The organism is Gordonia sp. Swx-4 (genome assembly GCF_030316175.1).
Classification (GTDB): domain Bacteria; phylum Actinomycetota; class Actinomycetes; order Mycobacteriales; family Mycobacteriaceae; genus Gordonia; species Gordonia alkanivorans.
Map to the genome: position 1 here is coordinate 1,365,589 of NZ_CP128197.1, position 25,686 is coordinate 1,391,274.

Annotated in this window: 25 protein-coding genes and 1 tRNA gene; 17 read left to right on the forward strand and 9 right to left on the reverse strand. The window is 67.8% G+C overall.

The genetic code is table 11. The features are described 5' to 3' along the window. Positions 1-100: 100 nt before the first annotated feature. Positions 101-541: an SRPBCC family protein gene (locus PWF70_RS06255; RefSeq protein ID WP_042376611.1), complete on the forward strand. Its 441-nt coding sequence runs from the start codon at positions 101-103 to the stop codon at positions 539-541. A gap of 7 nt (positions 542-548) precedes the next feature. Here the strand turns inward: PWF70_RS06255 and PWF70_RS06260 are convergent, their stop codons facing one another. Beyond that, the gene (locus PWF70_RS06260) at positions 549-2,180 is read right to left on the reverse strand and encodes an MFS transporter (protein WP_042376612.1); all 1,632 of its coding nucleotides are present in this window, start codon (positions 2,178-2,180) and stop codon (positions 549-551) included. A 55-nt stretch (positions 2,181-2,235) separates the two neighbouring features. After that, the gene (locus tag PWF70_RS06265) at positions 2,236-2,928 is read right to left on the reverse strand and encodes a TetR/AcrR family transcriptional regulator (protein ID WP_006359730.1); all 693 of its coding nucleotides are present in this window, start codon (positions 2,926-2,928) and stop codon (positions 2,236-2,238) included. Between the two features lie 150 nt (positions 2,929-3,078). Here PWF70_RS06265 and PWF70_RS06270 point away from each other — a divergent pair, with 150 nt between their 5' ends. Continuing rightward, positions 3,079-4,302, forward strand: a complete 1,224-nt coding sequence (locus tag PWF70_RS06270; protein ID WP_286352895.1) for an oxygenase MpaB family protein — start codon at positions 3,079-3,081, stop codon at positions 4,300-4,302. Between the two features lie 35 nt (positions 4,303-4,337). On the opposite strand, the gene PWF70_RS06275 is transcribed toward PWF70_RS06270, so the two are convergent. Continuing rightward, complete coding sequence (locus tag PWF70_RS06275; RefSeq protein WP_006359732.1) at positions 4,338-5,630, reverse strand: acyltransferase; 1,293 nt, start codon at positions 5,628-5,630, stop codon at positions 4,338-4,340. 253 nt (positions 5,631-5,883) lie between these two features. Here PWF70_RS06275 and PWF70_RS06280 point away from each other — a divergent pair. Beyond that, positions 5,884-5,959 (forward strand) — tRNA-Arg (locus tag PWF70_RS06280). 44 nt (positions 5,960-6,003) lie between these two features. On the opposite strand, the gene PWF70_RS06285 is transcribed toward PWF70_RS06280, so the two are convergent. Then, on the reverse strand, positions 6,004-6,966 hold the full coding sequence (locus PWF70_RS06285) for a GlxA family transcriptional regulator (RefSeq protein ID WP_127963578.1): 963 nt from the start codon (positions 6,964-6,966) through the stop codon (positions 6,004-6,006). An 82-nt stretch (positions 6,967-7,048) separates the two neighbouring features. Between PWF70_RS06285 and PWF70_RS06290 the strand changes: the two genes are divergently transcribed. The 4 genes from PWF70_RS06290 (at position 7,049) to PWF70_RS06305 (ending at position 10,627) form a co-directional block, all read left to right on the forward strand. Beyond that, positions 7,049-7,264 carry a hypothetical protein gene (locus PWF70_RS06290; RefSeq protein WP_127963577.1) on the forward strand — a complete coding sequence of 72 codons (216 nt, stop codon included), beginning with the start codon at positions 7,049-7,051 and terminating at the stop codon, positions 7,262-7,264. 26 nt (positions 7,265-7,290) lie between these two features. Further along, positions 7,291-8,100: an SDR family oxidoreductase gene (locus tag PWF70_RS06295; RefSeq protein ID WP_286352896.1), complete on the forward strand. Its 810-nt coding sequence runs from the start codon at positions 7,291-7,293 to the stop codon at positions 8,098-8,100. Between the two features lie 2 nt (positions 8,101-8,102). Then, the gene (cobF, locus tag PWF70_RS06300) at positions 8,103-8,870 is read left to right on the forward strand and encodes a precorrin-6A synthase (deacetylating) (protein WP_035754814.1); all 768 of its coding nucleotides are present in this window, start codon (positions 8,103-8,105) and stop codon (positions 8,868-8,870) included. 146 nt (positions 8,871-9,016) lie between these two features. Beyond that, positions 9,017-10,627: an HNH endonuclease signature motif containing protein gene (locus PWF70_RS06305; RefSeq protein ID WP_286352897.1), complete on the forward strand. Its 1,611-nt coding sequence runs from the start codon at positions 9,017-9,019 to the stop codon at positions 10,625-10,627. Positions 10,628-10,633: 6 nt separating this feature from the next. Here PWF70_RS06305 and PWF70_RS06310 read toward each other — a convergent pair whose 3' ends face one another. Further along, on the reverse strand, positions 10,634-11,383 hold the full coding sequence (locus tag PWF70_RS06310) for an ABC transporter permease (protein ID WP_286352898.1): 750 nt from the start codon (positions 11,381-11,383) through the stop codon (positions 10,634-10,636). 10 nt (positions 11,384-11,393) lie between these two features. Further along, positions 11,394-12,134: a 3'(2'),5'-bisphosphate nucleotidase CysQ gene (locus PWF70_RS06315; RefSeq protein WP_127963572.1), complete on the reverse strand. Its 741-nt coding sequence runs from the start codon at positions 12,132-12,134 to the stop codon at positions 11,394-11,396. A gap of 25 nt (positions 12,135-12,159) precedes the next feature. Between PWF70_RS06315 and PWF70_RS06320 the strand changes: the two genes are divergently transcribed. Continuing rightward, entirely contained in the window at positions 12,160-13,050 is an 891-nt protein-coding gene (locus PWF70_RS06320) for a DNA-formamidopyrimidine glycosylase family protein (protein ID WP_127963571.1), read from the forward strand. A 3-nt stretch (positions 13,051-13,053) separates the two neighbouring features. Continuing rightward, on the forward strand, positions 13,054-13,722 hold the full coding sequence (locus PWF70_RS06325; RefSeq protein WP_127963570.1) for a response regulator transcription factor: 669 nt from the start codon (positions 13,054-13,056) through the stop codon (positions 13,720-13,722). Here PWF70_RS06325 and PWF70_RS06330 read toward each other — a convergent pair. After that, positions 13,707-15,173, reverse strand: coding sequence for a sensor histidine kinase (locus PWF70_RS06330; protein ID WP_286352899.1), 1,467 nt, complete (start codon positions 15,171-15,173; stop codon positions 13,707-13,709). The genes PWF70_RS06325 and PWF70_RS06330 overlap by 16 nt on opposite strands. Positions 15,174-15,324: 151 nt before the next feature. Between PWF70_RS06330 and PWF70_RS06335 the strand changes: the two genes are divergently transcribed. Genes PWF70_RS06335 through PWF70_RS06365 form a run of 7 tightly spaced genes read left to right on the forward strand, consistent with a single transcriptional unit; the run spans position 15,325 to position 21,672 of the window. Beyond that, positions 15,325-17,070, forward strand: a complete 1,746-nt coding sequence (locus PWF70_RS06335; protein WP_286352900.1) for a thiamine pyrophosphate-binding protein — start codon at positions 15,325-15,327, stop codon at positions 17,068-17,070. Further along, positions 17,067-17,732 carry an SRPBCC family protein gene (locus tag PWF70_RS06340; protein WP_127963567.1) on the forward strand — a complete coding sequence of 222 codons (666 nt, stop codon included), beginning with the start codon at positions 17,067-17,069 and terminating at the stop codon, positions 17,730-17,732. The genes PWF70_RS06335 and PWF70_RS06340 overlap by 4 nt, the downstream gene beginning before the upstream one ends. Then, complete coding sequence (locus PWF70_RS06345; protein ID WP_127963566.1) at positions 17,729-18,754, forward strand: 3-oxoacyl-ACP synthase III family protein; 1,026 nt, start codon at positions 17,729-17,731, stop codon at positions 18,752-18,754. The genes PWF70_RS06340 and PWF70_RS06345 overlap by 4 nt, the downstream gene beginning before the upstream one ends. Then, complete coding sequence (locus PWF70_RS06350; RefSeq protein ID WP_127963565.1) at positions 18,751-19,785, forward strand: pyridoxal phosphate-dependent aminotransferase; 1,035 nt, start codon at positions 18,751-18,753, stop codon at positions 19,783-19,785. Before PWF70_RS06345 ends, PWF70_RS06350 begins: the two co-directional genes overlap by 4 nt. A gap of 30 nt (positions 19,786-19,815) precedes the next feature. Further along, entirely contained in the window at positions 19,816-20,565 is a 750-nt protein-coding gene (locus PWF70_RS06355) for an SDR family oxidoreductase (protein ID WP_286352901.1), read from the forward strand. 34 nt (positions 20,566-20,599) lie between these two features. After that, the gene (locus PWF70_RS06360) at positions 20,600-21,118 is read left to right on the forward strand and encodes a hypothetical protein (protein ID WP_127963563.1); all 519 of its coding nucleotides are present in this window, start codon (positions 20,600-20,602) and stop codon (positions 21,116-21,118) included. A gap of 20 nt (positions 21,119-21,138) precedes the next feature. Further along, a complete protein-coding gene (locus PWF70_RS06365) occupies positions 21,139-21,672 on the forward strand; it encodes a hypothetical protein (protein WP_241549063.1) in 534 nt (177 codons plus the stop codon). A gap of 15 nt (positions 21,673-21,687) precedes the next feature. Here PWF70_RS06365 and pgi read toward each other — a convergent pair whose 3' ends face one another. Beyond that, a complete protein-coding gene (gene pgi, locus PWF70_RS06370; RefSeq protein WP_286352902.1) occupies positions 21,688-23,385 on the reverse strand; it encodes a glucose-6-phosphate isomerase in 1,698 nt (565 codons plus the stop codon). Between the two features lie 73 nt (positions 23,386-23,458). Then, a complete protein-coding gene (locus PWF70_RS06375) occupies positions 23,459-23,818 on the reverse strand; it encodes a chorismate mutase (protein WP_006867808.1) in 360 nt (119 codons plus the stop codon). A gap of 65 nt (positions 23,819-23,883) precedes the next feature. Between PWF70_RS06375 and PWF70_RS06380 the strand changes: the two genes are divergently transcribed. Next, entirely contained in the window at positions 23,884-25,686 is a 1,803-nt protein-coding gene (locus tag PWF70_RS06380) for a hypothetical protein (RefSeq protein WP_286352903.1), read from the forward strand.

A 25,686-nucleotide genomic window follows, 5' to 3' on the forward strand; every position in this document is an offset into this window, starting at 1 on the left:
CGGTCGGCCGTGTCCCGCACCCGGAGGCGGTGCCGACCGGATAGTGTCGATCGGGAACAGCACGGCCACACCGGCCGGGCACGCGAGAACGGGGTAGAGCGTGGGAGTGGTACGTCATCAGGCCGTGGTCGATGCACCTCGGGACAAGGTCTTCCAGTACGTCGACGGGTACCAGAACGTTCCCGAGTACCTGATGGGGGTGACCCGCTTCGAGCCGAGGACCGAACAGACCCAGGGCCTGGGCTCCGTCTTCGAGCTGTCGATCGACGTCGGTCCCAAGAAGCTCAAGTCGGTTGTGGAATGCACCCGGTACGTCGTCGACGAACTGATCGAGCTCAAGGCGATCGAGGGTTTCCAGGCCGACACCACCTGGCGGTTCCTCGACGCCGACACGGGCACCGAGCTGCAGGTGGAGTTCAGCTACACCCTGCCGGGCGGTATCGCGGGTCGAGTGCTCGGTGGCATCGTCGGGCCGTTCGCCGCCCAGGCCATCAAGCACACGGAGTCCACCATCGTGAAGAACGTGGCTGCCCGGGGCTGAGCACGCCTCAGGTTCCGGTGACCCCGTCGGCCGCGTCGTCGTCGTCGTGCGTGACGACGCGGTTCGGCAGGTTCTTCGAGAAGAGCAGAGCCAGCACGAGCAGGACGAACACGATGAACAGGGCCTGCTGGATTGCGGCGACCTGCGCGTCGGCATAGGCGTCGGACACGGCCTGGGCGCCGGACTCCAAGCCGCCGGAGTCCAGGACCAGGGTGCGTGCCTGATCCGCCGAGATGATCGGTACCCCGGCGTCGTCGACGGTCGAGGTGATCTGCTGTTGCTCTGTGGCGGACAGTGATTCGGTGTTGCCGACGGCGGAGAGGAAACCCGACGACAGCAGGAGGATGAACACCGAACCCGCCACCGCCGTCCCGAACGACGAGCCGAGGTTCTGGAAGGTGCCCTGCAGCCCGCCGACCTCGGAGGTGTCCTTCTCCTCGACCGCGGACATGTTGACGTTGCCGAGCTGGGAGGCGAGAAGGCCGAAACCCGCTCCGACGACGAACATCCCGATGGCGAAGGCCACACTCCGCAGGTCGACCCCGACCGCGGCGATCACGAAGAGGACGCCGAGGGCCATGATGATCTGTCCGCCGCGGGCGATGAAGCGGGCGGAGCGTCGTGCGGTGAGCCACGATCCGAGAACCGAGAACAAGACCAGGCCCACCGAGAGCGGCAGGATCTTGACCCCGGTCTGCAGCGCATCGCGCCCCAGCATCGTCTGCAGGTAGACCGGCACCACGAAGAACAGGGCGGCGATCGCGAAGTACTGGGCGAGGAATCCGCCGAGGCCGCTGCGCAGTGCGGGTATCCGTAGCAGTTCGACGCGGAGCAGTGGCTGCCGGCCGGTACGGGCAAGCGTGCGTTGACGATCGACGAACAACCAGAGCACGACGACACCGATCAGCAACAGGTAGGCGACCGGCGAGACGCCCAGCGGGGCGATCTCGGTGCCGCCGACCTCCGGCGGGTGCTGCGGCTTCAGCCACCCCCAGGTCTTCGACTGCAGCACTCCGTAGACGATGAGGGCCAGGCCGCCGGAGGATGCGAGGACGCTGAGCGGGTCGATCCGTACGTCGCGGTCGCGCTCGACGTCGTGGATGAGGCCCGCCGCGAACAGGACGACGACCATGACCACCGTCTCGGCGACGAAGACGTAACGCCACGAGGCGTAGGTGGTCATCAGGCCGCCGAGCAACGGGCCGACGGCGGCGGCGAGTCCGGTCACCGCGCCGAGGACCGAGAACGCGGTGACCCGTGCCTTTCCGGTGTAGTTGATGGCGGCCAGGGAGGCGATCGCGGGGATCACGAGCACTGCGCCGAGTCCCTCGACCAGGGACCAGCCCAGCATCAGGACGGTCAGGTTGGGGCTCAAAGCGGTCGTGAGGGAACCGATCCCGTAGATGACGGCACCGATCTTGAAGGCCCGCGCGCGACCCATGAGGTCGCCGAGTTTGCCGCCGGTCAACATGAACGCCGCCATCGTCAGAGCGTAGAACGTGATCGCGGCCTGCATGCCGGTGATCGAAGTGTCGAGATCGGCTGCCACGACCGAGATCGACACGTTCATGACGGTGCTGTCGAGCACCATCACGAATTGGGAGACCGCGAGGATGACGATGACCGACCACGAACGCATCGCGGAACTCCCCTCAGCTGGAAAGTGATCCGACGATTGTCCCAGCCGGGAGCCGTCAGCGTGGCGGATCGAGCATCGGGACGAGGAATCGTCTCGCGATGTCGGCCAGCTGGGCGTCGTCGGTGATGTCGACGACGCGACTCGGCACGGTGAGGAACGACGCCGAGATGCGCACCATCATCTCGGCCACGATCTCGACATCGAGGTCCTCGGAGATGTTGCCGGCCAACTGTTCTCGCCGTAGCTGGGCGGCCACGAACTGTTGCACCACGGACAGCAGGAGGCCGTCGTCGCCGATCATCGATTCGATGAGCATGCTCGATTCGGAGTCGGCCATTCCGCTGATCAGGGGGTTGCTCGCGACGGCCCGCAATGATCCGACAAATCCGACGACCACGCGCTCGGCGACCGTCTGCGCGGCCGGGATGTCGGTGCGGAACTGGTCGAAGTAGCGCCGGAACTCGCGCAGCACCACCTCGTCCACCAAGGCGTCCTTGGTGGCGAACTTCCGGTAGAGGGTCACTCGCGTCACGCCCGCGTTCTTGGCGACCTTCTCCATCGGGGTCCGCTGGATGCCGAGGCGGCAGAAGAGGTCGAAGGCGGCGTCGAGGAGGCGTTCGGCGGTCGGATCGGATTCGGTGTCGGTGGGGTTCACCGACCCGAGGAACGCGCGGTGGATGACCGAACTCGACGACGAGCCGGCCGGCATCATGCCCGGATTCGGGATGTCTGCTGCGGACAACTGCATCGGCGATTCCCTTCCTGTGGCGATCGATCTGCCCGGATCAATGATCGCAAATCCGAGAATGTCGGTGTGTCCTGAGTCACTCGATGCTATCAAGGATACAAGGTTACGAGAATTGTCACATTGATACATCGGACTAGATGGGACGGGGTCATGGAAGATCTGAACAGACGCAGGCTACTCAAGGCCGGAGGGGTGGTCGGGGCAGCCGGCGCGGTGGCCGCGGTGGCTCCGGCGACACCGTGGACGTGGTCGCCCGCGAACTCGCTGCCGGGCCGCGGCGCGGGCACCGACCCGCGCACACTCTGGGACGACGAGGCCGACCCGGTGATCGCCAAGGTCATCGACAGTGGTCAGGCGCCGAAGGTCAACAAGCTGCTGCGGACCTGGCACAAGAACTCGCAGCCGCTGCCGGCCGGGCTGCCGCCGGAGCTGCGCGACTTCATGGAGCACGCACGGCAGCTCCCGTCGTGGACCGACCAGTCCAAGCTGGCCGACGCGGTGAAGTTCAACCAGAAGCGCGGCACGTATCTCGGCATCATCTACGGGTTCGCGAGCGGCATGATGAGCACCCTCATCCCCAAGGAAGCGCGTGCGGTCTACTACTCCAAGGGCGGATGGGATCTGAAGGACCGCATCTCCAAGACCGCCAAACTCGGCTACGACATCGGCTCGCTCAACGCCTACCAGCCCGGCGGCGAGATGGTCGTGACCTGCCTGAAGACCCGGATGGCGCATGCCGGCGTCCGACATCTCCTTCCGCAGTCGCCGCACTGGGTGCACTCCGCGTCGGAGGACGTGCCGATCAGCCAGGCCGACATCATGGTGACCTGGCACAGCCTGCCGACCACCGTGATGCGCAACTTCCGCAAATGGCAGGTGCCGATCGCCGCCGACGAATCGGCAGGATTCCTGCACTCGTGGCAGATCACCGCACACATGCTGGGCGTCAAGGACGAATACATCCCGGCGTCGTGGAATGCGGCCGAATCCCAGGCGAAGCAGGTGCTCGACCCGATCCAGCACCCCACGCCGGAGGGCCGCAAGCTCGCGGACATGTTGCTCGACCTCGGCATGAATCTGGACCTGACCCTGCTCTCGCGCGGAGTGCTCGGGGCATTGACCCGGTTCATGCTCGGCGACAAGGCCGCCGACGGGCTGAACATCCCGCGCGAACCCGTGTGGACGCCGCTGCTGGAGACCGCCTGGACGCCGTATGTCCTGGTCCGTGAAGGCCTGTTGAACGTCGGCATGCCGCGCGAGGCGTACTGGATGATCGACGAATTCCTCCGCCAGTTCGTCCTCTTCTACATGTCGGAACTGCGGATGCCGATCAACATCGGGATCCCGGTGTTCAACAACCCCAAGTACCGGTGACTGCGGCGATCGACTCCTTTTGACCGCCGACGAGGCTACGAGGTTTCGGCTCCGACCGCTCGGTCCTGTTTCTTCTCGCGCCGTTTCGGCAGCAGGGGGATGCGGGGCCGGGCGGTCAGCCATTTGCTGAACGGGAGACGCAGCAGCAGGTCGACGACGATCAGCGAACTGCTGAGAACGACCGCGATGAGGATCAGCGACCGCAGGATCGCGGAGTGCGGGAACCACTCGAACAGTCCGCTGAGGAAGCCGACGCGCCCGAGGACGTCGAGGATGAGCGGGTGCACGGCGAACACGCCGAACGCGCGCAGTGTCGCCTGCGAGACGAACTTCGCCGCGGCCGGTCGTCCCGCTGCGCGCCGATCGTCCCAGACGAGACCGATCAGCCACAGCAGGGCGAACCCGCCCACGAGCCACGGCAGCGACACCGGATTCCAGGCGGTGTTCGCCTTCCACGGGACATTGCCCGGCGAGGTCGCCAGCAGGTAACCGGCGACGGTGAAGGCCGCACATCCCGCGGCGACGAGCACCACCGTGGCCATGTGTTCACGCAGCCACTTGTCCACGGCCTGCTGGTGCTGCGCCGCGAGCACACCCATGGCGACGAACAGCGCGTACATCGGCAGCGTCTTCCAGAGGTGGTGATAGGCGACGTCCCAGGCGGCGCCCGACGGCCGCGGCAGGTACTGGTAGATGACGAACATCGTGATCTGGATGAGCGCGCCACCGGACAGCAGGAGCCACGGCCGGTTGCGGCCGCGGTCGAAGATCCATGAGATGAGCGGGAAGAACAGATAGATCTGCATCGAGATCAGCAGGAAGTACAGCTGGTACTTGCCCTCGCCGACGAACAGGTCGTGCACGAGCCCGGAGAGCCACTCGCCGGCGGGCGGGAAAGGGTTGTCCCGGATGATCACGTGATCGGTGACCGCGTAGATGAGCGTCCAGGCGAGATAGGGGCCGACGACCAGGCCGAAGCGACGACGCCAGAACTGCACCGGCGACATCTCGCGCCCCTGCATGCTCAGCACGAGGACGTAGAGCGTCACTGCGACGAACCCGTAACGGGTGAGGTGGCACAGGGTGCCGACCAGATTGGCGCCGCGGACCTCGTCGGGTCCGCCGTTGATCGCGTTCACACTGTGCGCGACCACCACGAAGGTGAACAAGAACACGCGCACGAAGTCGGCGGTGTGAGCGCGAGAGCGCGATTTCCCGAACGGGGTGGCAGCCGGGGTCGTCGTCGCCGGCGCGACGCCGGTCGTGTCCGACTCCGCAGACGTGCCGGTCTCGCTGTCGGCGGTGCGCGCCGAGCCCGCTGCGTGCACCAACGCAAAGACCTCCCCGGTTGACCAAACTGTTACCCGACCGAAGTGTACGGGCCGAATCTGGCAGGAACCCCAATGCCGGGGTGGATCCAGTGGCGACAATCACAGCCCGAATTGCCCGGTTCGTGCCTCCTGTCGACTATAGCGACGATCGGAAGCGGGTGCCGGATGGAGATGGTGCGGTCGGCGTCGAGCGCTGACGTAGACTGCCGTGTGGTCGTCACGCGGTGCCGCGCGCCGGCCTGGTTACTGCGCCTTCGTAGCTCAGGGGATAGAGCAACCCTCTCCTAAAGGGTAGGTCGTAGGTTCGAATCCTACCGAGGGCACCACTTGCCATTTCCTGGCTCGAACCTGTGCTCTGCGCGGGTTCGAGCTATGAGGTCGCGGCGGATTTCGTGAAGCGACGCCGATATACCAGCGGCGAGACCCCCACGGATGCCGCGAAGTGGTGACGGAGCAGGGTTGCCGAGGTGAATCCGACCAGCCGCGCGACCTCTTCGACCGGCGCGTCCGTCGATTCGAGCAGGTTTTTCGCGGCCAGTACGCGCTGTTCGGTGAGCCATCGTCGCGGTGACACCCCGACCTCGTCGACGAACCGCCGCGCGAACGTCCGGCCGGACATGTGCATCCGCTCCGCCATGTCGTCGACGCTGATGTCACGGTCGAGGTGTTCGAGTAGCCAACTGAGCAGTGCGCCGAAACCTTCGTCGGAGCAGGCGGGCATCGGTGCATCGACGAACTGTCGCTGTCCGCCGTCGCGGTGCGGTGAGACGACCATGCGACGGGCGATCCGGTTCGCGACGCCAGGACCCCACGCCTCGCGGACCAGGTGCAGCGACGCGTCGATCCCGGCTGCGGTGCCGGCGCTGGTGGTGATGGGGCCGTCGTCGACGAAGAGGACGTCGGTGTCGACCTTCGCCTTCGGGAACTGTCGTGCCAGCTCCTTGCCGAAGCGCCAGTGCGTCGTGCAGCGTCGGCCGTCGAGCAGGCCCGCGGCGCCGGCGACGAAGGCGCCCGAACACACCGTCAGCACGCGGCCGCCGTTGTCGACCACCGCGCGCACGGTGTCGAGGATCTCCGCGGGGTAGTCGCCGTCGACCATTCCGCCGGGGATGGCGACGAGGTCGACGTCGCGGCACTCGTCGACAGAGTGCGAGACCTGGATCGACACGCCGTTCCCGACGGGCAGCGGCACCGACGGGTCGGGGGAGGCGACACGGAAGTCGAAGCCGGGGACGCCGTCGTCGGTGCGGTCGAGGCCGAACACCTCGTGGACGACGCCGAACTCGAACATCGCGACGTTGCCGTGGAGGAGAACCCCGACCGTTTTCAGCATGAAGCCAGTATGGCAGAAGATTTGCGGACATTGACGTTTGTGCCACTGTTGGCGGTAATCAGTCGGACAGAGAATTACTGCCATGGCAATCACCCTCATCGTTCTCGCCGCCGTGGTCGTTCCGGCCGTCGCCGCGCTCGTGTTCTTCACCCGCCGTACGCCTGCCGGAAGTCGTACGCCGCTCCAGCGTTTCATCGACTGGTGGACCCGCGATCCGAGGCGTCCCTACGGGCCCGACACCGACCGGGTCGCGGCCGAACTGAGCATCCTCACGCGCCGCTACGACCGTCTCGTCTGACGAGGGGCTGCGATACCGTAGCGGGCGTGAGCTCCCAGACCGTTCTCGTCACCGGTGCGACCAGCGGCATCGGCGCCGAAGTCGCCCGACAGTTCGTCGCCCGCGGCCTTCGGGTCTACGGCACCACCCGGAACCCGGACGCCGTGCGCAACCCGATGCCCGGCGTCACCTACGTCCGCCTCGACAACGCCGATTACGACTCCGCCACCGCCTGCGCCGACCTCGTCGGTCCGGTCGACATCCTGGTCAACAACGCCGGCGAATCGCAGGCGGGCGCACTCGAGGACACCTCGATGCAGGCCATCGAAGAGCTGTTCCGTGTCAACGTGTTCGGGCCGGTCGCCCTCACCAAGGCGGTCCTCCCCGGGATGCGTGAGCGGCGACGGGGCACGGTCGTCATGGTCGGGTCGATGCTGTCGAGCTTCCCGGTCGCGTTCCGGTCCAACTACGCGGCGACCAAGTCGGCGCTGAAGGCCTTCGCGCTGGCTGCGCGTCGTGAGGTGGCGCCGTACGGGATTCGGATGATCTCGGTCGAACCGGGCACCATCGCGACCGGTATCGGCGACCGCCGGTCCATCCACATCGGTGAGAACTCGCCGTATCGCGCCGAGTACGAGACCCTCGCCGCGGCCACCCGCCGCAACGAGGACGCCGGGATAAGTGCGGAGGACATGGCCACCCAGATCGTCGACGCCGCGCTCGCCGAACATCCGAAACCGTTCTACGCCAGAGGTAATCAGGCCGGCGTAGTGTTCTTCCTGCGTCGGCTCGCGCCCCGCCAGCTGATCCTGGACATAACCGCACGCAAACACGGACTGCCCAAGGTGAACATCTGACCGTGCGAATCACGCTGCGGGTCATCGGGATCGGTCCCGGCGGCCCACGCCAGGTCACGCTGCAGGCCATCGACGCGATGTCCGACGTCGATGCGTTCCTCGCCCTCGAAAAGGGAACGGCGAAGAGCGGACTTCTCGACGCGCGCCGGGTGATCCTCGACGCCCATGCGCGCGAGGGCTATTCGCTCGTCGAGATCCCCGACCCACCGCGCGACCGCGCGCCCGCCGACTACGACGCAGAGGTCCGACGCTGGCACGCCGCACGCGCGGACCTGATCGCAACCGCACTGCGCGACGAGGTCGGCGACGGCGGCGTCGCGGCCTTCCTCGTGTGGGGTGATCCCGCCCTCTACGACAGCACGCTGCGCATCGTCGACGATCTCTCCGCACGCGACGACCTCGAACTCACGGTCGAGGTGATCCCCGGTGTGACAAGCGCCAGCGCGCTCACCGCCGCGCACGGCATCGTCGCCAACCGCGTCGGGGAACCGATCCACATCACCACCGGTCGTCGCCTCGCCGACACCCCCGCCGGTGCCGACGCCAACCAGATCGTCATGCTCGACGCCGATCTCGCCTTCCGCCACACCGCCGACCCCGACGACCACATCTGGTGGGGCGCATACGTCGGCACCGACGACGAGATCCTCATCAGCGGACGGGTGGGCGACGTGACCGGGCAGATCGTCGAAGCCCGAGCCGACGCCCGCGAACGCATCGGGTGGATCATGGACATCTACCTGTTGCGCAAGGCTTCCCGCCCCGCATGATCGCAGCTCGGTGTAACCGTCTGCTGCGCAAATTCTTACATTCGTCCGGCTGTGGATGACGATCCGATCTTGTCGGTGGGTTGATCTACATTGGTTGGTAACAGATTCAGCCATCCAGGTTGGGCTGTAGACGTTGTGGGGGCAGCGTGAGCAAGTGGACCGATCTTCCGGGCGGGTTTCTCGCCGGGGTCGATGCTGCCCACCCCGAATTGTCTGACACCGCAACCCATATGGAACGGTTCGGTTCGATCCGCCATGGTGAGGCGTATCTGGCGTGGTGCCGGTATGAGTCGATCGTCACCGTCTACGACCAGCTCGTGGTCAACACTCAGGGCGGGTTCTTCATCGACCGCTACACCGAGATGGTGACCCGGGTCTGCCGTGAAGCCGCCATTACGCGCTACCAGGCTGATCAGTGGGTGGGTGAAGCGCTCGCCCTGCGGGACCGGTTACCGAAAGTGCTGACCACCCTGCGCGACGGCATCCTGTCGCGCCAGTTGATCCAGACGGTCATCTCCCGCACCGACCTCATTTCCGACGCCGCGGTCATCGCGGACCTCGATACCGAGATCGAACGCATCGTGCGGACTCGCAAGGGCGCGTGGACCACGCCGAAGCTGCGTGACATGGTCGATCGCCTGGTGTTCCGTCACGATCCTGATGCGGTGCGGGAGCGGCGTCGTGAAGCGTTGGACAAGCGCGGTATGTGGACCGAGAACTTCACCGACGGGACCGGTGAGATCACCGGCGTGATGGCCGCGGAGAACATTCGCATCGCGGCACAAGCGGTGAAAGCGTTGGCCGATACCGTGTGTGCGCACGACGGCCGGAACCGTAACCAGCGCAACTCCGATGCCATGTTCGCGCTGTTGACCGGCACCATCTTCGACTGCCAATGCGGGCGTGAGGATTGTGACGCCGAGATCCCCGACCCCGCCGAGGTGGTCCGGTCGGTGAGTACCGAGGTCGTCGTCCACGTGGTCACCGATGCCGCCACCCTCGCCGGGGCTTCGGGGATCGGTTGGGTCGACGGCCACGGGATCATCTCTGATGAGCATGTGCGTGATCTCGCCGAACGGGTCGACGCGACCATCACACCCGTCACCCCGGTCCGCACCGCACCGACGCGCGTTGTCGCAGAGCGGCCGACGACAAAGACTTCCGACGGTCCGGATAGCCCCGTCGAGCCGAGATCGGCCGATGCCCCGCCGGCAGGCATGGTGATCGTCTATCCCGGTGCACAATCCGCCGATCCGTATCGACCCACCGCTGCGTGCTCCGACTTCGTGCGTGTTCGTGACGGCTACTGCACCGAACCCGGTTGCGGATGTTCGGCTTTCGACTCCGATCTCGACCATGTCACCGAATACGACCGCACCAACCCCACCCAGGGTGGGTCGACGTCGAGTGAGAATCTGAACGCGAAGTGCCGGTTCGGGCACCTGCACAAGACGTTCGGTGATTGGGTCGATGTTCAGTATCGCGACGACGAGGGTCGCCTGGTCACCGAATACCGCACTCCGGAGGGGTTCGTCATCCCCGGCGACGCCGAAAACCTCGAAGACTCGTTCCCCAACCTGCGGCGCATTCGCTACGAGCAACCACCCCAGGCCCCACCCACACCACGGGTGATCGCGGGCGACGACACCCCGCCCACACCCAACCGGCTCGCACAGAAACACGCGCGCCGGCGGGCCGAACGTGCCCGCAACAAGGCTCAGCGCCTCGCCGACCAGGCCGACCCGCCGCCATTCTGACGGGCATCACAGATCTTCGCGCGCCACCAATTCCACGGTGACGAGCATGGCGATCGAACTGACGGCGAGTAGTGCGATGAGCACAAACAACTGCATGGCCGCGGCCGCCCACACCGACGCGCCGCCGAGGACCATGCCCACGAAGGCACCGGGGATGGTGACCAGTCCGACCGCCCGGGTCTGATCGAGTCCGGGGATGAGTGCGCTCGCCGACGCGGCGGCGCAGATCTCGAGGCGGGCATCGCGGGGGAGCAGGCCCAGCGACAGCGCCGCCTCGACCTCGCCGTGGCGAGTGTTCAGTTCGTCGTGGGCCCGACGCCCCGCGAGCGACGTGGTGACCATCGCCCCGCCGAGCAGGATGCCCGCGGTGGGGATGATGGCGATCCCCCTCGCGGGTAGGACACCGATCAGGGCGAGAACGACCACGATGACGATCGTCGGCGCGGCGACCGGCCCGAGACATCGCATGATGGCCGGGAACCCGGCGTGCCGAGGCCGTATCCGCCGAGCCGACGTCCACGCCGCGGCCACCGCCATGACCACGACGAACAGCGCCGACGCCCACAGATGCGGAACCACCACGGCCAGCACGCCGGCCAACGCCGCCAATTGGACGACCGCGCGGAGCGTCGCCACCAAAGTGTCAGTGGCCAAACCACTTCGGCGGTTCACCAGCACCGCGACGACGGCGAGCACGACGATGGCGACCGCCAGGACCGGGCCGATCCGGACGACGGCGTCGCCGATTCCGTTCACACCGGCAAGTTCACCAGATCTGCTGCAGGGCTGCGAGCATGTCGTCGCGGATCTCGCTGCGGCAGATCACGAAATCGGGCATGTAGGGGTGGCGGTTGTTGTAAACGATCTCCGAACCGTCCAGGCGACTGCAGTGCAGGCCCGCCGCCAGGGCGACCCCGACCGGTGCCGCGTTGTCCCACTCGTACTGGCCTCCGGCGTGGACGTAGGCGTCGGCGTCGCCACGGACGACGGCCATCGCCTTGGCGCCCGCCGACCCGACCGGAACCATCTGCAGGCCGAGTCGGTTGGACACATAGCTCGTCTCGTACGAGCCGCCCCATCGCGAGGTCACCATGCGGCGGGTCAGTTCGCCGCCGGGTTTCTCGACGGTGTCGGCGCGGAACAGTTCACCGGTCGCGGGTAGCGACACCGCAGCCTCGGTGACGGTCCCGTTCTCCGTCAACGCCACGTGCACAGCCCAGTCCGCACTGCCCGCGGCGAATTCCCTTGTGCCGTCGAGCGGGTCGATGATCCACACGCGCCGGGCCGTCGCGCGGTCGCCGACATCGGCCGCTTCTTCGGACAGAACAGCGTCGCGCGGACGGTGTTTGCGCAGGACGGTCGAGATCCACGCCTGGGCGAGAGCATCGCCGGCATCGCCGAGCATGCTGCCGGTCAACAGGTCGCCATGACGAATCCCGAGGAGGATCTCCCCGGCTCCCTGGGCGATCCGGGCGGCCAGCTCGGCGTCGGAAAGTCGGGAAGTCATCCCTTTACTAGAGCACACTGGTGGCATGCCCGAGCTCCCTGAGGTGGCCGCCATCGCCGACTATGTCGACGGTCGCGCGGCCGGACTCCCGATCCGGCGAGTCGACGTCGCGTCCCTGTCCGTGCTCAAGACGGCCGATCCGCCGTACACCGCGCTCACCGACCGCATTGTCGAATCGGTCGGCCGCGTGGGCAAGTACCTGGTCATCCGCACGATCCCGGGTTCGGAAGCGACGACGTCCGAGCCGACGCTGGCCCTGGTCATCCACCTGTCGCGCGCCGGCTGGGTGCGGTGGAGCGAGGATCTCTCACCCAAGCCGCTGCGCCCGGGCGGCAAGTCGCCGATCGCGCTGCGGGTGCACTGCGGCCTGCCCGGCGAGGGATTCGACGTCACCGAGGCGGGCACCCAGAAGCGCCTGGCGGTGTGGCTCGTACGCGACCCCGGCGAGATCGACCGCATCGCCGGACTCGGCCCCGACGCCCTGGAACTGACCGGGGAACAGTTCGCCGAGATCCTCGCCGGCACCACCGGACGCGTGAAGAACGTGCTCACCGACCAGCACACCATCGCCGGGATCGGCAACGCCTACTCCGACGAGATCTTGCACACCGCGCGACTGTCGCCGTTCGCGTCGTCGAAAACCCTCAAACCGGATCAGGTCAGCGCCTTGTACGACGCGATGCGCGGAGTACTCACCGACGCCACAGGCCGCCTCGAAGGGCAGACCGTCGCCCGGCTGAAGTCGGAGAAACGCACCGGACTCCGCGTGCACGCGCGCACCGGACTGCCGTGTCCGGTCTGCGGCGACACCGTCCGCGAGGTCTCCTTCGCCGACCGGTCCTTCCAGTACTGCCCGACCTGCCAGACCGGTGGCAAGGTCCTTGCCGACCGCCGGATGTCACGGCTACTGAAATGAGCGATGGTGCACGCGCTCGTCGTCGACGATGACATCAGGGCAGCTGAGACCGTCCGCCGGATGCTCGTCAGTGACGGGTGGGCGGTCACGGTGGCCTTCGACGGTCCGGACGGGCTGTGGCGGGCCACCGAGGGCAGCTACGACGTGATCGTGCTCGACATCATGATGCCCGGGATGAACGGGTACCGCGTGCTGCAGAGCCTTCGGGAACGCGAGATCTGGACACCGGTCATGATGCTGAGCGCGAAGGACGGCGAGTACGACCAGGCGGAGGCACTCGACTGCGGCGCCGACGATTACCTGGTCAAACCGTTCTCGGTCGTCGTCCTCAAAGCACGGCTGCGTGCGCTGGTGCGTCGCGGTGCGCCCGAGCGTCCGGTGACCCTGTGCGTCGGCGACCTCTCCCTCGACCCGGCGGAACATCTCGTGCGGCGCGGTGAAACACCCATCACCCTGACCCCGCGGGAGTACGCGGTGCTCGAGTGCCTCATCCGTCACGCCGGCACCGTCGTCTCCAAAGCCGACATCCTGCACTCGGTCTGGGACGAGAACTACGAGGGCGACCCCAACATCATCGAGGTGTACATCGCCTACCTGCGCAAGCGGATCGACCAGCCTTTCGGCGTGCGCAGTATCAAGACCGTCCGCGGGGTCGGCTATCGCATCGGCTGACGCGGCGGCATCGCGAGCGCCGTGCTGACCGCACCGTCACCTGCGCCGTCGGGTAGGCGACGCGCCGTCGGCAGCGAGACGACGAAGGTGACGCCGTGTCCGAACCGCGCGGGCGGGTCCTGCACGGACACCGAACCTCCGTGCGCTCGGACGATCTCGCGGACGATGGACAGTCCGAGTCCGGAACCGCCGCGATTGCGGCGATCCCCGTCGAGCCTCGTGAAGCGGTCGAAGATGATGTCGCGAAGGTCGCGCGGGATCCCCGGGCCGTCGTCGGTCACCGCGATCGACGCGACGCCGGTCGTCGGATCGAAGGACATGTCGAACCGGACCGTCGACGCCGCGTAGCGGACGGCGTTCTCGGCCAGATTCCGGATGGCTCGCGACAGCTTCTCCGGATCGCCGGCCATCCGGATCGGGATGATCGTGGTGGCGACCGCGGCCAGACCCAGCGACCGCAGGCGACGCGCCTCGCCGGCGACGATGTCGTCGAGGTCGATGTCCCGGACGTGCAGCGGCACACCGTGTTCGTCGGAGCGGGCGAGAAGCAGCAGGTCGTCGACCATGTTCTGGAGTCGGCGGGCCTCAGGGAGCAGCAGCGTGCGAAGTGTTCGCACATCGATCGGGGAGTCGGTGTCGTCGGCAAGGTCGAGCAGGCCGACCACCGTGGTCAGCGGACTGCGCATCTCGTGGGAGGCATCGCCGACGAACCGCAGCTGCGCGGCCCGGCTCTGTTCGAGACGTTCGAGCATCGAGTTCATCGTCGTGGCCAGGCGCGTCACCTCGTCGTCGGTGGACGGGACCGGCACCCGGCGGGACAGATCGGACGCGGTGATCGCGGTGACCTGCTCGGTGATCCGCCCGACCGGTCGCAGCGCGCGACCCACGAAGAACCAGATGGCCACCGCGGACAGCAGCACCAGGACGGGGAGTTCGACGGCGAGCACGAGCGCGGTGTTGATCAGACTCTGCCGATACGCGTCCGCCGAGACCGCGACGACCACCGTGTACACGGCCCCGTCGTGCGAGGTGGAGGTGACGGTCGCGCAGAACTCCACCTCGCTGCCGGGGACCAACCGGTCCTGGACCTGCGTCGACGCCCAGATCGCCGGACGCTCGGACGTCACCGGATCGCCGGCCGCGCCGGGAGATGACGTCACCACCCGACCGTTCCCGTCGATCACCTGCACGATGTCGGCGCCGTAACCCATCCCGAACGACTCCGGCGAGATCGCCGCGATCCCGCCCTCCCGGATCTCGGCCGCGATCTCATACGCCCGGTAGCCGGTCTCGTCGTACATGGTCCTGCTGTCGGCGCGATTCAGCATGAACAGCATCACCGCGCCGCCGATCAGGAGGGCGATGGTGACGAGGAGTGTCCCGACGATCGTGGACCGGATGCGGACGCCCTGGTTGCGTCGTAGAAGAGCGGGGCGTGGAAGACCGGACATCGCAACTCCTCGCCGGTGCGTACAGCGACAGCCATCCGGCGACAGCACCTGCTGATCACTCAGCGTAGGTTGTCACGGGGTCGTCGGAGAAGTGTTCGATCGGTGTACTACTTCAGCGGTTCTTCAGGTTCGGGGTCGCAGAGTTGTCGGCATGACCTTGACCGCAGATCGCAGGCACCGGGGAGCCCCCGCCGGCACCGGACGCGCCGCCACCCCTACCGTGGCCGAATACATTGTGGAACAGCTCATCTCGTCGTCGATGAGCGTCGCGTTCGGGGTGCACGGAGCCAACATCGAAGACCTGTACGACGCCGCGACGCGGGCTCCGGGGATGACGGCCGTCGTCGCCAAACACGAGTTCGCCGCCGGTGCGATGGCCGACGGGACGGCCCGGATGTCCGGTACGCCCGGAATCGTGATGACCACCTCGGGTGGCGGGGCGATGAACGTCGTCCCCGCCCTCGCCGAGGCATACGACAGCAGGGTGCCGGTTCTCGCACTCATCGGGACCGCGCCATCGTCGTTGGTCGGTCGGGGAGCGTTCCAGGACATGCTCGCGCCGCCCGACACGGTCGACATCAAGGGTGTCCTGTCGGCCGTCACGGGTTCGTGTTCGGTCGTCGGCCACGCCGGTGAGGTGCCCGCCGCGCTGGCGACGGCGTTCGCCACGCTCCACCGGGGCCTGCCGGCGGCCGTCCTGCTGCCCAAGGACATCCAGTCCGCGCCGGCCCCCGAACTGCGGCAGCTGCATCCAGGGGAGTGGGTACACCACGACGTCGAGGCACCGGGGCCGGCGTTGTTCGCCCTGACCGACAGCCTGTGCGAGCTCGCGGAATCCGATGCCCGGCTGGTGATCTGGGTGGGTGACGAGGCCTCCCGCGCGGGCGTCGGTCCGCAGGTCGAGGCTCTCGCCGCCGCGCTTGGTGCGGTCGTCGTCGCAGCTCCCGGCGGCCGTGACCTGCTCCGGGACGGCGGCGGATGCGCGGGCGTCACCGGGGTGATGGGGCATCCGTCGGCGCATCGTGCCGTCGCCGACGCGGATCTTTGCCTCGTCCTCGGGTGTCGGATGACGATGACCGATCGCGCCGGCCTCGACGAGGCGTTGGGGCAGCTCCGGATCGTCCACCTCGGGTCCGAGCCGCCGCGGATGCCCGGCGACGTCGACCATGTGCGGTGCACCGACCTCGCGGCCGCGATCGCACGGTTCGCCGGTGAGGTTCGACGACGCCTCGGCCACGACCGTCCGTGTGAGGCGGTCGAGGTGACCCACCTGACGGTGCCGGCAGGCCGATCGGGACTGGACATGCGCACCGCGATCGAGGAGATCGGGCGCGCGTTGCCACCGGACACCCCGGTCTTCGCCGACGCCGGCAACGCCGGAGCCGCAGCCATCCATCATCTCCCGTTCGGTCACGGCCGGTTCGTGGTGGCGCTGGGCATGGGCGGCATGGGATACGCGATCGCGGCCGGTGTCGGCAATGCCATCCGCGAGGCGGTGGGCTCCACGATGACCGACGGACAGCCGAGACGTACCGTCGTGATCGCCGGTGACGGCGCCTTCTTCATGCACGGCATGGAGATTCACACGGCCGTCGAACACGACGCCCCCGTCACCCTCGTGCTGCTCAACAACAACGCGCACGCGATGTGCATCACCCGGGAACACCTCTTCTTCCCGAACACGCCCAGCGTCAACAGGTTTCGACCCAGTGACCTGGCCGGCGGATTGGCCGCCATGTTCGACGGCCTCCTCGTCGCCCGTACCTCCGATCCCGAGTCCGTGCGCACGGCGGCCATCGAGCTGTTGTCGCAGCCGGGCCCCAACTGTCTCGTCGTCGACGTCGATCCCGACGAGATCCCACCGTTCGCCCCGCTCATCCCGAAAGGACAGTCATGACAGTGCTACCAACCGCCCTCTCCGACCTCGGCGAGGATGCCTCGACCCTCGCCGGTCTCGTCCGCATCGAATCGCATCCGCGGCCGATCGCGACGCCCCTCGTCCTCGACAAGCTGCGGTCCGTGTACCCGCACGACCAGATCTACGGTGACTTCTGCCCGATACAGGGTTACGTCGACGCCCCGCCCCGGGAAGTGTTCGACTGGCTCTCCCACACCCGGTCGCTGGAGGAATGGAGTTACAGCCTCCGCGGATTCACCGAGACCGAGGAACCGGGACTGTGGGTCGCGCAGGACCGGTTGGGAGCCGACACCGAGATCTACGTCCGCACGATCGCCTCGCCCGAGGCGATGACGGTCGACTACCACTGCGCATGGGACCAGGGTCGTCACCTGTGGATGATCTACCTGATGCGGGTCGTCGACGCGCAGGTCGTCTTCGACAAGCCCGGTTCGGTTGTGCTGTGGGTGAATTGCCATCACCCGTTCTACGACGAGAACCCCTTCCCGGAGACCGCCCCGCCCGATCGCCCGGTGTGGGTGGGGGACTTCTGGGACACCTTCGCCCCCGGCCACCAGATCGAACTCGACAACCTCACCGCCATCGCCGAATACCGGCACCGCAACGGACTCCCGCTCACCCCAGAATGGATGCGATCATGACACCGAACCCGGTCAGCCTCGTCGACCTCGCCACCTATCTACCCGAGAAGGTCGTTCCCGCAGCGTATTACGCGCAGTACGCGGAAGACGACACCCTCGCGGACAACGTGATGTTCCGCGCACCGGCATTCCGTCATCACGCGGCGGACGGGGAGACGTCGGCGGACATGATGATCTCGGCGACGCGCGATCTGCTGGAGCGGCACGGCGACGATTTCCTCGACGACGTCGACGTGGTCCTGACCCACAGCCAGCTGCCCGAAGTACCTGTGCGCGGATGCGGCGGGGAGCTGGCCCACCGGCTCGGCATCCGGCCGTCGACGGTGCTGGACGTGCACAACGGAGGGTGTGCCGCGTTCATCTTCATGATTCAGATCGCCGAAGCCCTGCTGCGGGCCGGGGGAGGTCACAAGGCGTTGCTGGGGCTGGCGCAGAACAGCGCGGGCCAGGTGTTCACCCAGGAGCAGGTCCGCGGCAAGGCGCAGGCCGCCATCCCGGGAGACGGTGCGGCGGTGGCCGTCCTGACCATCGACGACGTCGACGCGAGTCCGATCCTGGGTCTCCGCTGCCACTCGTTCGGCCAGTACTCCGGTGACATGACCGGCGTCTCCGACCCGCCGCGCAAGTACTGGGAGGCCGGATCGGGCCAGATGCACATCGGGTTCACCGACTCCAAGATCGCGAAGGTGCTCGCTCGAGGGAACCGCATGGTGCCCGAGGTCGCCATCGAGGTCGCCGACGAGGTCGGCATCTCGCCGTCGGACCTCGACTGGTTCGTGACCAACCAGCCCAGCCGGATCTTCCTGCGCAACTGGCGTGAGGCACTCGAACTCCCGGACAGCCATCACCCGGACACCTTCGACGAATGCGGCAACCTGTTCGCCGTCGCCATCCCGGTCACGCTCGACGCGGCCATCTCCGACGGACGCATCGGCGAGGGCGACGTCGTGATGATGGCCGCCTTCGCCCACGCCGGCGACTTCTCCGGGGCGGCCGCGATGAGATGGGCCGGCCGGCCATGAGCCCGCCGCTCGCCGGCGGGGCGACCTGGCCGAGTCTCCGCCTGGATCTCAACGAATCGGCCTACCCGCCGCTGCCGTCGGTCGCGGCAGCCCTGCAGCACGAGATCCTCGAGTCCCATCGGTATCCCGACTTCCTGCCGGACCGGACGCGCGGGCAGATCGCCTGCCATCTCGGGGTCGTACCGGAACGGGTCACGGTGGGGCCGGGTGCCACCGGAGTTGCACTGTCGGCGTTGCAGTGTGCGGTCCGTCGGGCCGCGGACGCCGGCATCGCGACACCCGCACTGCTCACCTCCACACCGACCTTCGACGGTTATCCGATCCTCGCGCGGATGGTCGGGATGCGATTCGACGCGGTCGACCTCGACGACGCCGGCGCGGTCGACCTCGACCGACTGCTCGCGTCGATCACACCAGAGACTGCGGTCGTGGTGATCTGCTCGCCGCACAACCCGACCGGGTCCGTGGTGAACGGGGGCGACCTCAACCGATTTCTCGGAGCGGTGCCACCTCACGTGATGACCGTCGTCGACGAGGCGTATGTGGAGTTCAGCGAGACGGCGTCCGATCTCCACCGGCTGATCCGGAACCCCGGCGTCGTGGTGCTGCGGACCTTCTCGAAGGCGTACGGTCTGGCGGCGCTCCGCGTCGGATACGGCATCGGCTCCACCGAACTGATCACCGAGCTGCGCGGCCACGAGGTGCCGTTCGCGGTCGGTCGCGCCGCGATGGCCGCGGTTCCGGTCGCGCTCGACGCGGAACTCGAGCTGGCACAACGAGTCCGCTCCATGAGGGGTGAGCGGGAGCGATTGACCGCCTTGCTGGCGCACCTGGGCGTCCGCGTCGTGCCCAGCCACGCCAACTTCGTCTTCCTCCCCGGCGCGGAGGGCGTGGCCGTCGGACGGATACTCCGGGGGATCGGGGTCGCGGTGAAGGAGTGCGGCGCGGCCGGAACCCGCATCACCGTGGGCGACCGCTCCGGCACCGATCAGGTCCTCGGCGCACTGCGCCTGACGTCGCGGTCCGCGTAGCCGGGGGCCGATGCCGGTAGGTTCGGGTCCATGACCGCGACGACACGGCAGAAGATCCTCATCACCGGTGCGAGTTCGGGACTCGGCGAGGGCATGGCCCGACGATTCGCCGCCGAGGGGCGTTCGCTGGCGCTCGCCGCGCGACGCCTCGACAACCTCGAAGCCCTGGCCACCGAACTCCGCCCGTCGGCGGCTCAGGTCGCGATCGCACAGCTCGACGTGACCGACCTCGACGCCGTACCGGTCGTCTTCCGCGCACTGGCCGACGAACTCGGCGGCCTCGATCGCGTCGTCGTCAACGCCGGCCTCGGCAAGGGCGCACCGATCGGCACCGGTAAGGCAGCCGCCAACGTCGAGACCGTGCAGACCAACCTCGTCGGCGCGCTCGCGCAGGCCGAAGCCGCGCTCGAGATCTTCCGCGAACAGAACAGCGGTCACCTCGTGCTCGTCAGCTCCATCTCGGGTGTTCGCGGCATGCCCAAGGCCCAGGCGGCGTACTCGGCGTCGAAGGCCGGTCTCACCGCGCTCGGGCAGGGGTTGCAGGCCGAGTTCGCGAACTCACCGATCTCGGTCTCGATCGTCGCGCCCGGCTACATCGAGACCGACATCAACCGGGGCGTGAAGACCTCGCTGATGGTCGACACCGACAAGGGCGTCGACGCCATGGTCGCCGCGATCGAGGCCGAGAAGGCCTGGGCACCGGTCCCCGCCTGGCCGTGGACGCCGATCGCGGCGGCCCTCAAGTACCTGCCGGGGTCGATCAGTCGACGGATGATCTGAGCCCCGGGGCCATGCTGCGGGTTAGCGTGGCGGAATGCTCCCGCGCCTCATCCGACGTTCGGCGGCTGTATTCGCCGTCGCCGCGGTGACTTTCACGATGGCCGGCTGTTCGGCCGACGCGCCCGTCGACCGTCGACCGAGTACGACCGCGTCCGAAGGGGCCAAGGTCGTGACCGCGGGTCCCGGCCGGGACATCGAACCGGTTGCGCGCCGCTTCCCGTTGCTGGCCGACGGGAACGTCGACGGCTGGGCCGCCGGAACCCTCGGGTCCGCGCCGGGCGCCTCGGAGCGGGTGCCCGGCCCCACGACGTACTGGTTCGACGCCGTCGTCGACGTCGGACCCGGCCGTGCCACGGCCTGGGCCGACGAGTACCACGCGGAACCGGTGCCGGCGCCCGTGTCGGTGGCCGCCGACGTGCGCGACCTCGTACCCACCGGTGACCTCGTCGGCGGCCCGCACCTCGACGACGCGTTCTCGTCGGACGAGTGGCGGGCGACCGTGTATCTGTCGCCGTCGACAGGCCGCGTGGTCGTGCTCGGCATCGACGACTGACGTGCGTAAGGTGACGGTCTGTGGCGAACAAGCAGGGACAGATCGTGGCGTCGGGCGCATTCCAGCTGTTCGGGAGTCGCCGTCGCGAGCAGGTCAGCGAGTTGCTGGGCGACATCTTCGGACGGACCGACATCGAGGCGCTGGCCTCGGACTGGCGTGGGGTCGTCTACTTCACCCTCGCCGAGGACGAGTCCGTCGACGCCGAAACGGTACTCGGGTTCGACGCGTCCAGCGGATCGTCGGGTGAGCTGGCGACCCTCGACGACGTCCTGGCCGCGGTTCGGACGGGCGAGGTCGCCGAAGCCGTCGACGTGGCGAGCTTCGACGCCTGGCGGACCGCCACGGGAACCCGCGCACTCGACATGGGCGCCTGCGTACCGCCGGCGCTGTACGAGTTCCTCGGCGGTGATCCGGCCGAAAGATCGGTCGACTCAGAAGATCTCGTGACCTTCGTGGCCACCGCCGCCGCGATCATGGGACGACTCGAGAAACTCGGCGTCGAACCGGGCGACGAGATCCCCGACGAAGTGTTCGACGAGGACTACTGGAAGTAGTTCCCGTACCTGAGATCAGACCGCGCGACCCCGGTGCCTGCGATACCAGGCGACCAGCTCGTTCGTCGACGAATCGTCGTCGTCCTGGGGTGCGTCGGACTGGGTGATGGTGCCCAGCAGCGCCTTTGCCTGGGTCTTGCCGAGTTCGACACCCCACTGGTCGAACGGGTTGATCCCCCAGATGGCGCCCTCGACGAAGACCTGGTGTTCGTACAGCGCGATCAGCTGACCGATCACCGACGGCGTGAGACGGGGAGCGAGGATCGAGGTGCTGGGACGGTTGCCCGGCATGACCTTGTGAGCCACCACTTGTGCGGGCACCCCCTCGTCGGCGATCTCGTCGGCGGTCTTGCCGAAGGCGAGCACCTTGGTCTGCGCGAAGTAGTTGCTCATCAGCAGGTCGTGCATCGACCCCGACCCGTCGGGTCCGGCGGGTAGGTCGTCGGTGGGCTCGGCGAACCCGATGAAGTCGGCCGGGACGATCCGCGTGCCCTGGTGCAGCAACTGATAGAAGGCGTGCTGCCCGTTGGTTCCTGGCTCGCCCCAGAAGATCTCGCCGGTGTCGGTGGTGACGTGGTGCCCGCTCGCGGTCACCGACTTGCCGTTCGACTCCATGGTCAGCTGCTGCAGGTAGGCGGCGAAGCGGGCCATGTCGTTGCTGTAGGGGAGGACCGCCCGGGTGGCGATGTCCCAGAAGTTGTTGTACCAGAGCCCGATCAGGCCCAGGATGACCGGCACGTTCTGTTCCAGCGGCTGGGTGCGGAAATGCTCGTCGACGAGATGGAAGCCGTCGAGGAACTCGGCGAAGCGCTCCTTGCCGATCGCGGCCATCACCGACAGGCCGATCGCCGAGTCCACGGAGTAGCGTCCGCCGACCCAATCCCAGAAGCCGAACATGTGGGTGGTGTCGATCCCGAACTTCGCCACCTCATCGGCGTTGGTGCTCACCGCGACGAAATGCTTTGCCACCGCCTCGGTCCCGGCGTCGAGGGCCTCGAGCAGCCAGCTGCGCGCGGCGGCCGCGTTGGTCAGCGTCTCGAGCGTGGTGAAGGTCTTCGACGCGATGATGAACAGGGTGGTCTCGGGGTCGAGACCGTCGAGGGTGCCGACCATGTCCGCGGGATCGACGTTCGAGACGAAGTGGCACCGGATGCCGGCGTCGACGTAGTGGCGCAGCGCCTGGTACACCATGACGGGTCCGAGATCCGATCCGCCGATGCCGATGTTCACCACATCGGTGATGCGTTTTCCGGTGTGGCCCTTCCATTCTCCGCTACGGAGACGGTCGGTGAACTCGCCCATCCGGGTGAGGACCTCGTGCACGTCGGCGACGACGTCCTGTCCGTCGACGGTGAGCGTCGCATCGGCGGGAAGACGAAGAGCGGTGTGCAGCACGGCGCGGTCCTCGGAGGTGTTGATGTGCGCGCCGGCGAACATGTCGTCGCGGCTCTCCTCCAGCCCGACCTCGCGCGCCAGGCTCATCAGCAGTTCGAGCGTCTCCCGCGTCACCCGGTGCTTGGAGTAGTCGATGTGCAGATCGCCGACGTCGACGGTCAGTTCGCGGCCGCGTTCGGGATCGATCGCGAAGACCTCGCGCAGATGCATCGCGTACACATGCGGCTGGTGCGCGGCGAGAGCCTGCCAGGACTGCGTTGCGGTGATGTCGCCGTGGTCGGTGCCGGTGAAGTCGCTGCCGGGTGCCTGCGTGCTCATGACACCCAACCCTATGTGGTCGGCGTCTCCGCCGCGACGCTCGTCACACCGTCGGCACAACTTCGCGATCGCGTCAGCGACCGAGGGGGCCCCGCCCGAGTCGGAGGAGGAGCATCGCGAGGGTGTGACCCTCCTTGCCGAGTTCGGCGAACCGGTCGATGACCTTCACTTCGCGGCTGTGCACGAGTCGCGGACCGCCCGACGCCATGCGCGCGGCGCCGATCTTCTTCGAGACCGCCGAGCGTCGTTTGATCGCACCGAGGATGACGGCATCGAGCCGGTCGATCTCGAGGCGCAGCTCGTCGATGTCGTCCGGCAGGTCGTCGACGTCGGAGGTCAGCTGGTACTTCTCGAGATCGATCGTGTTCTCGAAGGAAGTCGGAGTCGACTGCTGGGGTTCGTCGGATCCGGAGCTCGGGCTGCGATCGGTCACGGCCTGATTTTGCCACGGTGCACCTCCCCGGCCCGCCGGTGCCCACGACATGGACACTGGAGCGCATGCTCAACGCGCGCATGATGTCGATGATCGCGGTGGCCCTGATCGCCGGACAGCTGATCATCCGGGGGTGGCTCGTCGCGACCGGCGACTTCTACTGGGACGATCTGGTGCTGATCGCCCGGGCCTCGTCGAATCCGATCTTGTCCTGGGAGTACTTGGGGCACAGCCACGACGGCCATTTCATGCCGGCGGCCTTCCTGCTGGCCGGAGTGGCCACGTGGCTGGCGCCGGTCAACTGGGTGCTGCCGGCGCTGACGCTGATCGCGCTGCAGGCGATCGCGTCGGTCGCGGTGTGGCGGATGATCCGCGTCATCGCACCCGCGGCCCGCGGCGGTGCTCTGGTGGCGCTGGCGTTCTATCTGTTCAGCCCGATGACGGTGCCCGCCTTCGCATGGTGGGCATCGGGCCTCAACACGTTGCCGATGCAGGCGGCACTGGCCTGGATCGTCGCCGACGCCGTGGGACTCGCGCGGGACGACATCGACCCGGCACGACGCCGCGCGGTGTGGATTCGGTCGACGGTGGTCTTCGTGGTCGCGCTGGCCTTCTTCGAGAAGTCGCTGTTCATCCTCCCGGTCGCCTTCGTCGCCGCGGTGCTGGCGAGCGGCGCCGGACGGACCGCGTTGACATCGACCCTGCGCGCCGGTCGGGAGCTGTGGACCTCGCTCGCGACGGTGACCGCGTTCTGGGTCGTGGTGTACTTCGTCACCGCCGATCCGTTCGCGGGCAACCACTCGGTCGGCCAGACCGCGCGACTGGTGTGGCGGTCGGTGAACCACGCCATCGTGCCCTCGTTGGTGGGTGGTCCGTGGGAGTGGGACCGGTGGACGCCGAGCCCGCCCACCGGCTTTCCCGCGACCTGGATGATCGTCGCCGGCTGGCTGGTGCTGACGGCGGTCACGTGGTGGGCGGTCACCCGCAGGCGTGGAGCGGTGCCGATCATCGCGTTCGCCGTGCTGTACGCGGTGGCCGCCCAGATCCCGGTGATGTGGAACCGGTCGAGCCCGGAGACCGCGGTCGCCCTCGCCCAGCACATGCGGTACCTCCCGGACACCGCGCTCGTGTTCGCCATCGCGATCGCGCTGCTGGTCGGTGCCCGGTCGACGACCGCGCCCGCATCGGAACGCGGCCACGCCGCCGAGGAGAAGTCGCCCGCCGTGCTGCTCCTGCCGGTCGTCGCCGCGCTCGCGATGGTGTCGGCGGTGGTCTCGCTCGTGTCGTTCTCCGCGTCGTGGCGGGACAATCCCACCGGCGACTACCTGAAGACAGCGGTCGCGACCCTGCACGACAACGCCGACGCAACGCTGCTGGACCAGTCGGTTCCGCTGGAGATCCTGCAACCGGTGGTCTACCCGGACAACCAGATCAGCCGCATCTTCGGTCGCGTCGACTCGCGGCCGGAGTTCGGCACCAGCACCGACCGGCTCCTCGTCCTCGACACCGCAGGCAATGCGGTGCCCGGCGGGGTGACCCAGCGGCGGCTCGTCGGGGCGGGACTCGGCAACTGCGCCCGGCCGGAGATCTCCGGGCCGACGCGCCTGGCACTCGACGGCCCGCTGTTCCCGTGGCCGTGGACCGTCGCACTCAGTTACTGCGCCACCCGCGACGGCGAGGTCGAGATGAAGCTCGACGGCGGAAAGGCCGTGCGCGTACCGGTCCGGTCGGGTCTCGGCTCCATCTACGTCCGCCTCGACGGCGGCGGCGACGCGATCTCGGTGCGCCCGGTGACCGCAGGCCTACGACTCCACACCGGTGCCGGCCGGGTCGGCGAGGCCGTCGAGGCGCGCTTCGCCGGGGGCTGA